Raw genomic sequence first — 11,623 nt, 5'->3', positions numbered from 1 at the left:
CCGCAGAGAGAAGGAAAGGAGATAACCGCTCCACCAGCTCTACCAGCAGTATCCACTTGCACCGTGAATCTGGAAGGTCTGACATGAAGTTCACCAAACGCCGCGCACTCGCGGCTGGAGCGTTCGCCGTAACGGCAGCGGTCCTCCTCGCAGCATGCTCCACCGCCGAAGAGCCCACCAGCGAATCTGGTGAAGCCCTCACCGAAGTGAAGCTCCAACTCCAGTGGCTCCCTCAGGGACAGTTCGCTGGCTACTTCGCCGCAGCCGATCAGGGCTATTTTGAAGAAGAAGGCCTCAGCGTCGAAATCATCCCGTCGGGTGGCGACATCGTTCCGCAAGACGCTCTCGCCAACGGCGACGTTGACTACGCCGTAGCTTGGGTTCCCAAGGTTCTCGGCTCCATCGAGCAGGGCGCCAACCTCACCGACATTGCTCAGATTTTCCAGAAGTCGGGCACCCTTCAGGTGTCGTGGGCTGACTCGGGCATTGACTCCGTCGCTGACTTCGAGGGCAAGAAGATTGGCTCGTGGGGCTTCGGAAACGAGTGGGAGATCTTCGCAGCAATGGCTGCTGAAGGACTCGACTCCTCGACCGTGCAGATCATCACGCAGGACTTCAACATGAACGCGTTCCTGCAGGGCGACATCGATGCCGCACAGGCCATGACGTACAACGAGTACGCTCAGCTGCTTGAGTCGACCGACCCCGACACCGGAGAGCTGTACCAGCCTGAAGACTTCAACGTCATCAGCTACGAAGACACCGTAGGCGCCATGCTCCAGGATGCAATCTGGGCTGACACCGACCGTCTCGACAGCGACGAGGACTACCAGGAGACCACGGTCAAGTTCCTCAAGGCCGTTGTTAAGGGCTGGATCTACTCGGCTGAGAACCCTGAAGATGCTGCCGAAGGCACCGTCGCTGCTGGTTCCGGTTGGGGCCCCAGCCACGAACTGTGGATGGTCAACGAGACCAACAAGCTGATCTGGCCGGCCGAGAACGGCATCGGCGTCATCGATGAAGCCGCTTGGGACCGCACCGTTGAAGGTGCCATCAGTGCCGTCAACGAGACGGGCGCAAGCCCCATCACCACGGCACCGCCGGCAACAGCATGGTCGAACGACTGGATCATGCAGGCACTTGAAGAGCTCGAAGCCGAGGGTGTAGACACCACCGGTTCCAGCTTCGCACCGATCGACGTCACCCTGCTCGAGGGCGGCAACTAGTCACACTGAATAACCGCTAGTCGGATGCCGCCCTTACTCTGGTGAGGGCGGCATTCGTTGCGTTCACGGCGTCACACCAGCGCCCCGCACCACCATCTCACCATCTCCTTGCCACCCCGGATCGAAAGGCCTCGCGCCATGACCGAGCAGAACACCCCCGACCTCGATGCCTACGCGCTCGAGCTCGATCAGGCGCACATTTTTCATTCGTGGTCGGCGCAGACTCCCGCCCATGCTGCGGCCGTGAGCATCAAGAGTGGGCTCGGCACCCGCGTGTGGGATCACGCCGGAAACGAATATCTCGACTTTTCTAGCCAGCACGTCAATGTGAATCTGGGGCACCAGCATCCGGCCCTGCTCGAAGCTATCCGGGTGCAGTCTCAGCTGCTCGCAACGATCTCACCGCCGACGGCCAACATCACCCGTGGCGAGGCGGCAAAGCGATTGGCTGCCATTGCGCCCGAGGGATTCAACCGCGTGTTCTTTACGAATGGCGGCTCTGACGCCAACGAGAATGCAATGCGGATGGCGCGGCTCTACACCGGGCGCGACAAGATTCTCTCGGCGTACCGCTCGTATCACGGCAACACCGGCAGCAGCATTGTGGCCACGGGCGACCCGCGTCGCATCCCCAACGAGTTCGCGCGCGGCCACGTGCACTTCTTCGGCCCTTACCTGTATCGCTCCGAGTTCTGGGCGACGACGCCCGAGCAAGAAAGCGAACGTGCGCTGCAGCATTTGCGACGCGTGATCGAGGCCGAGGGCGCAGAGACGATCGCCGCAGTGCTGCTCGAACCCGTGCCGGGGACTCCGGGCATCATGCTTCCGCCGCCCGGCTACCTTGCCGGCGTGCGCGAACTGTGTGATCAGCACGGCATCCTGCTGATCTTCGACGAAGTGATGTGCGGCTTCGGGCGCACCGGCGAGTGGTTCGCGTTCGACGCCTTCGATGCGCGACCCGACCTCATTACCTTCGCCAAGGGAGTGAACTCGGGCTACGTTCCCATCGGCGGTGTGATCATCGACGACCCGATTGCGGCGCACTTCAACGACCGGGTGTTCCCCGGCGGGTTGACGTATTCGGGGCATCCGCTGGCTGCCGCCACCGTCGTAGCCTCACTCGACACGATCGCCTCCGAAGGCATTCTTGAGCACGTGCGCGATATCTCGGAGAACCACCTCGGGCCGGCGCTTGAGGCTCTGGCCGAACGGCATCCGTCGATCGGTGAAGTGCGCGGTCGCGGAGTGTTCTGGGCTCTCGAGCTCGTGACCGATCGGGCGACCCGTGAACCCGTGCCGGCCGCAACGATGGGGCGCATTCGGGCTGGCCTCGTGGAGCGCGGTCTGCTGCCCTTTGTGGCGGAGAACCGCATCCATGTGTTGCCGCCGTGTGTCGTCACGCCTGCCGAAATCGCTGAGGCGATGGAGATCTACGATGCGGTGCTGACGCTCGAATTGGGGTAACGCGGGAGCTGTGACGCACGGTTCAATCGCGCCGCCGATTCATATAATTGGGTGAAACTCAATTTATGGGTTCGGTGAGGGGATGGCAATGGTCGAAATGAGCGGCACGCCTGGAGGGTCGGAAGATCCGCAGGAATTGACCAAGGATTACGCGGAGCTCGAAGAGTCAGAATTCATGCTCGCCCCGCGCCGGTACGACCCCGACAACCTTGCCGCGGGAAAGAAACTCAACGTAGCAAAACTGCACAAAGCTCTCCTCGCCATGGACGAATCCCTCGGTGGTGGTGGCACGATCACCGACCCTGCCGAGTGGGTCACTCAAGAAACCACGGATCTGGCGCTCAGTGATTTCGCCGGCGTGACGATCTTTGCTGAGGACGGTGCGGTGCGGGCCGTCGCGATCGAATTGGGCTCGCCGACCAAGCAGCAGTGGAGCACGCTGTACCCTCAGCTGCGCCGTCTTGCGAGAACTCTCTGGGTGCACTTCGCGCATGATCAGTCTGAAACCTGGGCAGCGAACCGCGAGTAGCAGGGTGCCTCACCAGCCGGGGTAAGGGCCCGGGGCGAGAGCGGCGTCCCAGCCGAGCGATTCGCGAGCCTCGGTCAGGCGGCCGAGTGGATCAAGTGGAAAAGCTGCCGGCTGCAAGCGAGCGAATCCGGGGATGATGGCTCGCACCGCGTGGAAGCCTGCCGCGCGCACGCGCTCGGTCGTGACATCCACGGTGATGAGGGTGGCGGAGACAGCGGCGGTGACCGAGGTCGGTGCGGCTGGTGGTGCTGCGGAACTGGAGGCATCGGGGGCTGCGCTGCCGGTGGTTGACGACAAGCCCTGCTGTGTTTGCAGACGGGGTTGCGTGCGTTGACGGGCATGCTCGACGACAGTGGGATCGAGACCGTATTGCACGTGCGCCATTGGATCGATGAGGCCGCGATGCTCTGAGCCGAACGCGTGAGCGTAGCGACGCTGCGGGTCCCACGACACTAGCCCGGCAATCGCTCCATTGCCGAGCGCGGCGGAGTCGCGAATGAGACTGTTCTCCTGCGCGAGATCCTGTGCGGAAGCGTGCTGAATGAGCGCTTCCACGATGGCGAGTTCGCTCGCGGTGTCGTCGTCGGTGTGTGCCGCGAACCCGAGCGAGAGGATGGTGTTGTTCACGTCATCCACCACGGCGAGACGCACGGGAATGCCCGTGGTCGACGGGATGGCGAGGATGCGAACCTTCAGTTCGGACTCCGCGAAAACGGTCGCGACCGATTGCGGTAATGGCACCGCGCTCGCGGCGGCGGTCGATGACCACCACACCGCCACAGCGTCGTGGGCCACGGCATGGGCGGCGGCTCGTTCGACGGCATCGGCCTGAGTGCGCCCGGCCTGTTGCCCCACAAGGTTGTTGGTGTTCGTGGCGAGTGCTGAGTTGCGACTGCCGCGCAGGTAATCGGCGAACACCAAACTCTGCGGCACCCAGATGTCGCCCGCCGCATCCTGACCTCGAACCCAATCGATGCGGGTGTCGGAGCGCAGCTCCACGAAGGGGAACCCGGGCAGCGCGTGCAAGGTGGGATCGTGTGGCGGCCACGACGCGAGCTCGAACGCTCGCTCGCCGCTGTGTTGCAGTTCAGCGAGCGAAGCGCGCGTGCGGATGCCCTGCTCAAGGTCAGCACCGCAATAGTGCGCGACGCCCGAGAGCAACGCAGGTTCGAGCAACTCGGCCTCAGAGCGCCGACCGTCGTCGAGCGCTCCGGCGGGAGCCAGAGCATCCGGAGTGAACGTGGCCTTGACGCTCTGCAGGTGGGGCAATTCGGCGTGCAAGTGCACAAACCCGGCGGGGAGCGGCGCGAGGGCGGGCCGTCGTCGCACTCGGTGCAGGATGCCCGTCACCGGGTCAACGAGCGGCGACGGGGTGAGGGCGTGGCTGACCCAGCGGCTATCGGTCCAGCGTTCGAGGATGCCGGCGAGGGGAGCGGGAATGGAGTCGTCGTTGAGGTCGAGAGCCGCACTGCGGGTAGCGGGGGATGCCGTGTCCGCCGGCACCATCAGGGCCGCTGCCGTGGCGGGGTCGGCGATGGTTGCCGCGAGACAGTCGACGGCGAACTGGGCGGTCGCTACCGCGCTCCCGGCTTCGAGGAGGAGTCGATGCCAGTGCCCAGCGAAGGGGAAGAGGGCGCCGAGCGACATCGCGGGCTCGTCGCTGTCGCTACCCGTGTTGCTGTCGGTGTCGCTGTCATCACTGCCGCAGTCACAGGAGCAGCCGCCGGCACTCTTGTCGAGGAGTCGCGCAAGGCCGAGCATTTCCTGCACCGAATCGAACCGGACATCTAAGGGCGACGCTCGCGGGAGGTGTGTCGGCTGCACGGCGGCGCGGAGCAGTTCCCGAACATCGGCGGTCACCGTGCTCGCCGCCACCGTTAGATGCCACAATTGGCCATCGCTGCCGACGGCGAGGCATGAGTCTGTTGTGAGCGTGGAGAGCGCGATGCGCTGCTCGAGCTCCCGCTCGGCGGTGGCGACCGTCGCCGCCACCGCCACCGCCGCTGTCTCCGCCGACGTGGTGTCCGCTACGGCTGCTGCGCCACTTTCGTCAGCGGTGTCCCGGGTCGTCCCCGCCATTAGGCGTGCGGAAGCGGGAAGTAGTTGAGGTCGGCCTCGGCGAGGGGTGTGTCGCGCCATCCGAGTTCCACCGCGAGATCTTGCACGCGACGCTTGCCCAGGAACGGGAAAGCGGCTGGCGCGTTACCCACCGTTCCGGGAACGATGACGCGCACCGCAGCCATGCCCGTGCTCGCGACATCCGCCGACGTAATGTCTACGACGATCACTTCGTGACCCTGTGCTTCGATGGCAGCCTGGTAACCCGCGACTGAGCGGTCGGGCAAGCCGGGGATGTCACCGATGGGGCGGCGCGCGGGGCGATCAACGAGCGGTGCAACGCGGTCAACCGCACGGGGGTCGAGCAACACTTGCTGCTGCACCATGAGGTCGTCGCAGTCCCGCATGTCGTCACGGTAGGAGTCGAGGTAGGCGCGGTCGGCACGCCACGGCTTGAAGGAACGGCTGTTGAGTTCGCCGCGCGCCATCGCATCCCAGTGGGCACCATCGGTGCGCAGCAGATCGCGGCTGCCCTCCTGCAGCGTGCACGCTTCGGTCCAGGCCTTCAACGCGGCAGCCTCGGCCGTGTTGCGGCAGGCGAACCCGACGTTCACGAGAGTGTCGACATCGTTGTGCAGGATGCCTGCCGCTACCGGAACGCCGAACTCGTTGTCGAGCATGACAATCGAGGGGCGCTGGCCGTAGGAGTCCGGAACGTCAGCCCAGAGAGCATCCATTTCGGGCGTGGGAACAATCGCATCGTGCTGGTGTCCATTGAGCCACCACACCATGGTGACGTGGCGTTCGATGATTTCTTCGAGCGCGGAGGCGACCGCGTACTCCATGTTCGGCCCGGCGGCGATTCCGGCGAAGGGGCAGAAGTTGGTGACGGGGGCCGCCGAGTAGCCGGCCGTGAACCAGTTCACGTAGACCATGCTTGCGGGCACCAGAATGTCTTCGTTGGTCGTGAGCGAGCGACCGGGAACCCAATGGATGGGCAGGTCCGCCGTCATGCGCACGAAGGGGAAACCGGGGGTGTCGTATTGCTCGTCGGAGTACAGAACGAGCGAGTCGGGATCGAGCATCCGCACCGCTGACTTCGTGGAAAGTTCGCGGTAGCTGCCGAAGGTGACGGGCAGAGTGTCGAGCAGGTTGCCGCAGTAACGTTCGACCGCTTCGCCCACCGCGCTTGCCGCTGCCTGTTCGGGATCGTTGAATGCCGAGCCCTGGCACGAAGTGTTGTTTGCCCAGCGCGAGACTCGGCGCATGTTGCAGACATCGCTCTGCGCGGTGGCGAGGGAGGCCGGGATGCTCGGGTGGTGGGTCACAGCGCGAGTGCGCTGAACGAGGCCAGTCACGGGATCAACAAGGTCGCTCACCGAGTGCGGCAAGGAGTGCGAAATGACGCTCGCGGGCAGCGGGAGGACGGGGTGTTCGATTGCCGTCGCGGTGGTTCCAGTGGTTGCGCCCCCGGCGTCATCGGTGGCGCCGCCCGTTGTGGCGATTTCGAGCACGACGTCGCCGCGCTGAGCCGCGGTGTCAGCCAGAGTGCGCGCTGCTGTCTCGAACACTGACGGCAAGAACTGTGGGGCGGCACCGCTGTCGCCGCCGACGGCGGGCGTGCGCAACGCACGGTGAGCGATCGGATCGAACGCGGCAGCGAGTCGGCGGGCCGCGAAGTCTTCGTAGTTGGCACCGGTGCCGGGGCTCACGAACGGGCCGAGCCAGAGAGTCTCGCGAGTGAGCTCGAGGGCAACCCAGGGCGTGCGGGCATCGGAGCACAGGCGGTCGAAGGTGATCAGCGTCGCATCGTCGCCGCCGCGAAGGCAGTGCACGAGCAGTTCGCCCGTGCGGAAGGCGCGGTGGATGACACGCTGCCAGTCATCCGCCGGAACAACACGTACTGCGGGCACCGAGTCGGCGTCGGCAGAGCCACGGAGCGCGTCCATGGCTCGGACGAGAGCGGAACCCGTCGCGCGATCTCCCATCACCAAGAGGTCACTCGGCTTCGCGGTCGCGCCATCGCTGTCGTCGAAGGCGACCAGATCGTTCGACGGGGCTGCGGCATCCGCTGCGTCGGAGGTGGTGCTGTTCCCGCTGATCGAGTCGTCGCCGTTCGCGTTCGCAAATACGTCTTCGGCCGTGAGGAGTTCCCGCAGGGCGGCGGCGTTCGTCTCCCAATCGGCGGGTAACTTCGGCGAGACGGTGCCGCTCGAAAGCGCCTCCACAAGGGCGACGACGGTGTCGGCGGGGAGATCGAGAGCGAAGGAGTTGCCCCGCGGGGTCGTGATGAGGGTGCGGTCGCTGGGGAGAGCGCGAATCTCGAGGCGAGGCGTGGTGGTGACGGTGCTGGGCATGATGCCTTCCTGCGGGCGGGGAGCGAAAACTGGAGGGAGAACAGGGGGAATAAAGCTGATGTAGTGCCCCTGTGGAGGAGAAGTGGGGGCGTTTTCGGGTGCCCCGCCGCCGAGCAGCGGGGCACCCTCTGTTAAACGCGGGGGCTTAGGCCCAAGCGAATGCGGTGGACACGTGTCCGTGGTTGTTCGCGTTCGGAGCGAGGATCTGGTCCTCGTTGCGCTCGGTGGCGATCGGCGTAATGGCGATGGTCTGCATAGTTGTCACCTCCTCTCTGCGGTTGCGGTGGAACTCGACAGGACCGTCGAGTGGTCGGGAGAGGCTGCAGTCGGTTGGCCGAGCAGCGATCGATAGTCCTCGCTCGTGGCCAGTAGCTCCTGGTGGCTGCCGTCGGCGAGGATGCTGCCGTTGTTCAGGAGCACTACGCGCGGGGCGCGAGCAATCGTCGCGATGCGGTGGGCAATGATGATCGTGGTTTTGCCCGCGCGGAGGCGAGTGACGGTGTTGCCGACCTCGGCTTCGCTCACGGCATCCAAGTGGGCGGAAGTTTCGTCGAGAACGAGAACGGCGGGGTCACGCAAGAACGCCTGAGCGAGGGCGAGCCTCTGGCGTTGGCCGCCCGATAGCGTCGCTCCGGCCTCGCCGATCGTGTGGTCGAGGCCTTCGGGCCACGCGCGAATCGTGGCGCCGAGCGCTGCATCGTCGAGAGCGGTCCACAGCTCGTCGTCGGTGGCATCCGGTTGTGCCAGCAGCAGGTTCGAGCGCACGCTGCCACGGAAGAGGTACGGATGCTGGCCAACAATGAGCACGTCGTCGCGCACGCGTTCGCCCGCGAGCGATCGCAGCGGCACTCCGTCGAGCAGGATGTCGCCTTGAGTGGGATCCCAGAAGCGCACGAGCAGCGATCCCATGGTCGACTTTCCTGAACCGGAGGCGCCGACGATGGCGACGGTTTCGCCCGCGGCCACCTGCAGGTTGATTCCGTTGAGCACGGGTTCGGTGGCGGTGGCAGCGTCGGTGTAGCTGAAGTGCACGTGGGCGAAGGTGATTGCGCCGGGGGTTCGAGCGTTGCCGGAGTCACCAGCAGCACCGGCACCGCCGGCATCCGCTGCAGCAGAGTCAGCCTCCGCCGCGACGGGGTCAGCGACGACGCTCGGCGCGTGGATAACGTCGAGGACTCGTTCAGCCGCCGCAGAGACATCACCTAGCTTTTGCGCGACGGCAAAAATGGCGACAGCGGGGGCAAACGTGGCGGCGGTCAGCACGAGCACGACCGGGAACAAGCTCGCCGAGAGTTCGCCTGACGTGACACGTTCGGCCTGCACGACCAGGGTGGTGATGGTCGTGACGGCGACAACAAGATCCGCCAGCGCCGTCTCGATGCCCGAGCGCAGAGCGAAGGAACGCTTGCGGCGTTGCAGGCGGCGGGTAGCGGTGCGCACTTCGTCGACGTGGCGAGCACTCAGGCCGAGGGCGAGGATCTCGCGCAGGCTCTCGGCGCCCTCGAACGAGATGGCGGTCAGGCGGCCCAGCTCGGTGCGAACAGCGCGCCCTTGGCGAGCCTGAAGCGAGGCGAATAGCCACGGGATGGAAACGAGCACGAGCGCGCCACCGAGGGCGATGAAGCCGGTGGGCCCGACGAGCGCAACCAGCGTTGCGGTCACAATGAGTGGCCCGACCACGGCATTCGCGGCGGAACCGAGCGTGTGAGCGTAGAACCATTCGAGTGCTTCAACATCAGCCATTGCTGAGCCAGCGACCTCGCCGGCGCGGCGCCGTTTCATGCCGGCGGGAGTGATGCGTTCGATGGCATCGTGCACTTTCAGGCGCAGTGTTTCGATCACGCGGTACGCAAGCACGTGGCTCAACCACGACTCAATCCAGGTGAAGAGCCCGTTCGCGACGACCGCGATGATGAGGCCGATGGCGAGCACCGCAACAAGTCCGGAGCCGAGGTCGACGTCCGTGGATTGTGTCGTCACGGCGGCGGCCAGACCAACACTGAGGGCACCGGTCGCGGCTGCGAACAGCTGGAACGCGGTCATGCTGAGCGTCGACCGCAGCAACAGCATCCGCTGGGTTTCCAGCACCGAGAGCAATTGGATGATCGGGCCCAGCAACCGCACGGGCGTCGAGTTCAGCAGCAGGCGTTTCATGCCAGAACCCCCGAAGTTTGGGCGGCGTGCAGTCGAGTGAGAACGCCGTCGCGCGCGAGTAGGTCGTTGTAGGTGCCCGACTCGGCGAGGCATCCGTTCTCAAAAACGAGTACGAGGTCGGCGCTGCGGATGGGCGCAAGACGGTGAGCAATCACGATCACGGTGCGAGCAGAACCGTCTGCCCGTCGGGTCTCGCGCAGTCGCTCGAGAATCGCGTTCTCGCGGCGGGCATCGAGCGCACTCGAGGCCTCATCGAGCAGCAGGATGGGGCTGTCGCGCAGGAGCGCGCGAGTTATCGCGAGGCGCTGGCGCTGGCCGCCCGAGAGTAGGCCGCCGTTGTCGCCGACCGGAGCGTCGAGACCGCCGCGGGTCGGATCGAGCAGCTCTTCGGCACCCGCATCGAAGAGTGCGCGCGAGAGATCGCTATCGCTGGCCTGCGGGGCGACGAGCTGCAGGTTGTGGCGGATGCTGCCGGTAAAGAGCACGGGATCTTGCGCCACGAGCGATACCAGCGGCGAGCATCCTTCGTGCCCGAGGGTCGCCGTGGACGTGCCGTTGATCAGCAGGTCGCCGGCGGTGGGCTGCGCGAAACCGAGAACAGCCGAAGCGAACGTGGACTTTCCTGAACCGGATTCGCCGACAATCGCGACCGTCGATGCCGTCGGAATGCTGACGCTTAGGTTGTGCAGGGCATCGCTCTCCGCCCCGCGGTAGCGGAAGCTCACCTTGTCGGCGTGCACGGCGATAGGGGCGGAATGGGCGGTGGAGTGGGCGGCCGGATGCTGGAGGCTCTGAGCCTCGCGAGGTACAGCCGACTGTGTTGTGTCCTTCGCCTTAGCGCTGGCCGCCTGGGCACCGTCGCCCGTGCTCGCAACAGTCTCGGCGTTCGCGAGCAGGGCCGAAATGCGGTTGCCCGCCGAAACTCCGGCGTAGCCCGCATGCCAGTACTGCGAAAGATCGCGGAACGGCCGGAATACCTCGAACGACAGCATCGTCACGAGAAAGAGAGTGGTGGGGGCGAGCTCGCCACTGCTGACGCGGGCCGCGCCGACGAGCAAAGCGACGGCCGGCCCGGCGACGAGAAAGAAGCTCGTGAGGCCCGATTCGACCAGCGAGAGCTTGAGTTGAGAGAGCGTCGCGGCGAGCAGCGAGTCCCCGGCAGCGGAGAGTTGCTGGCGGCGAAGGTGCACGGCGCCGAGCGCTTTGAGAGTGGGCATTCCGCGGATCGAGTCCACGACATCCGCATGGAGCGAGGAGTACGCGGCCCAGTGTTGCTCCCCGCGGCCGGCGAGGGCGGCATCCCAGAAGCGCGGGATGAACGGCACGGCTAGGGCGATAGCACCGATGGTGACTCCCACGACGGGGTCGACGATGATGAGCGCGATCACGAGCGATACACCGGTGACGAAGGTGACGGCCAGCTGCGGCAGGTAGCGCCCGAAGTAAGGTTCGAGGTTTTCGACCGCATCGACGAGGAGAGATTGGCGTTCGCCACTGCGGGAGGTGCTGCTCGCGAGCGGGCCTGCTGCAATTTCGGCGTTGAGGATGCGGCTGCGCAATTGCACTTTGATGCGACCGGCAACCGCGTGCACGGTCAATTCGCGTGCCATCGAGAGCACGGGCCGTACCAGTAGCGCACCCGCGAAAACGATGGTCGCCCCGGTGAGGCTCTGCAAGGCGGCGCCGGTGACGATGCCGGTGAAGAGCTCGGCGGTGGCTATCGCCTGGCCGACAGCTACGGCGCTCAAAGCAATGCCGGCGAGAACTACGGCGCTCAGTAGTGCGGTGGAATTTCCGGCGAGCCGGAGAAGGCGGAGGTGGATCACGGAGCCTCG

7 protein-coding genes are annotated in these 11,623 nt (G+C 65.4%); 3 read left to right on the top strand and 4 right to left on the bottom strand.

What is annotated here, in order from left to right; translation table 11 throughout:
* Positions 1 to 83: 83 nt before the first annotated feature.
* The 3 genes from I6E81_RS07710 to I6E81_RS07700 all read left to right on the top strand — a co-directional run bounded on the left by I6E81_RS07710 (position 84) and on the right by I6E81_RS07700 (position 3,219).
* On the top strand, positions 84 to 1,226 hold the full coding sequence (locus tag I6E81_RS07710; protein WP_197106748.1) for an ABC transporter substrate-binding protein: 1,143 nt from the start codon (positions 84 to 86) through the stop codon (positions 1,224 to 1,226).
* 138 nt (positions 1,227 to 1,364) lie between these two features.
* Positions 1,365 to 2,690 (top strand): aspartate aminotransferase family protein, encoded by a 1,326-nt coding sequence (locus I6E81_RS07705; protein WP_197106747.1) that lies wholly within the window; start codon positions 1,365 to 1,367, stop codon positions 2,688 to 2,690.
* Positions 2,691 to 2,778: 88 nt separating this feature from the next.
* Positions 2,779 to 3,219: a hypothetical protein gene (locus I6E81_RS07700; RefSeq protein WP_197106746.1), complete on the top strand. Its 441-nt coding sequence runs from the start codon at positions 2,779 to 2,781 to the stop codon at positions 3,217 to 3,219.
* Between the two features lie 9 nt (positions 3,220 to 3,228).
* Here I6E81_RS07700 and I6E81_RS07695 read toward each other — a convergent pair whose 3' ends face one another.
* The 4 genes from I6E81_RS07695 to I6E81_RS07680 all read right to left on the bottom strand — a co-directional run bounded on the left by I6E81_RS07695 (position 3,229) and on the right by I6E81_RS07680 (position 11,614).
* Positions 3,229 to 5,298 (bottom strand): YcaO-like family protein, encoded by a 2,070-nt coding sequence (locus tag I6E81_RS07695; protein ID WP_197106745.1) that lies wholly within the window; start codon positions 5,296 to 5,298, stop codon positions 3,229 to 3,231.
* Positions 5,298 to 7,634: a YcaO-like family protein gene (locus tag I6E81_RS07690; RefSeq protein WP_197106744.1), complete on the bottom strand. Its 2,337-nt coding sequence runs from the start codon at positions 7,632 to 7,634 to the stop codon at positions 5,298 to 5,300. The genes I6E81_RS07695 and I6E81_RS07690 overlap by 1 nt, the downstream gene beginning before the upstream one ends.
* A 261-nt stretch (positions 7,635 to 7,895) precedes the next feature.
* Entirely contained in the window at positions 7,896 to 9,788 is a 1,893-nt protein-coding gene (locus tag I6E81_RS07685) for an ABC transporter ATP-binding protein (protein ID WP_197106743.1), read from the bottom strand.
* The gene (locus I6E81_RS07680; RefSeq protein ID WP_197106742.1) at positions 9,785 to 11,614 is read right to left on the bottom strand and encodes an ABC transporter ATP-binding protein/permease; all 1,830 of its coding nucleotides are present in this window, start codon (positions 11,612 to 11,614) and stop codon (positions 9,785 to 9,787) included. Before I6E81_RS07680 ends, I6E81_RS07685 begins: the two co-directional genes overlap by 4 nt.
* Positions 11,615 to 11,623: the final 9 nt, after the last annotated feature.

It is taken from the genome of Salinibacterium sp. NG22, from assembly GCF_015864925.1.
Classification (GTDB): domain Bacteria; phylum Actinomycetota; class Actinomycetes; order Actinomycetales; family Microbacteriaceae; genus Rhodoglobus.
Note: the sequence above shows the minus strand (reverse complement) of the source record. Positions and strands in the feature narration are given on the sequence as shown.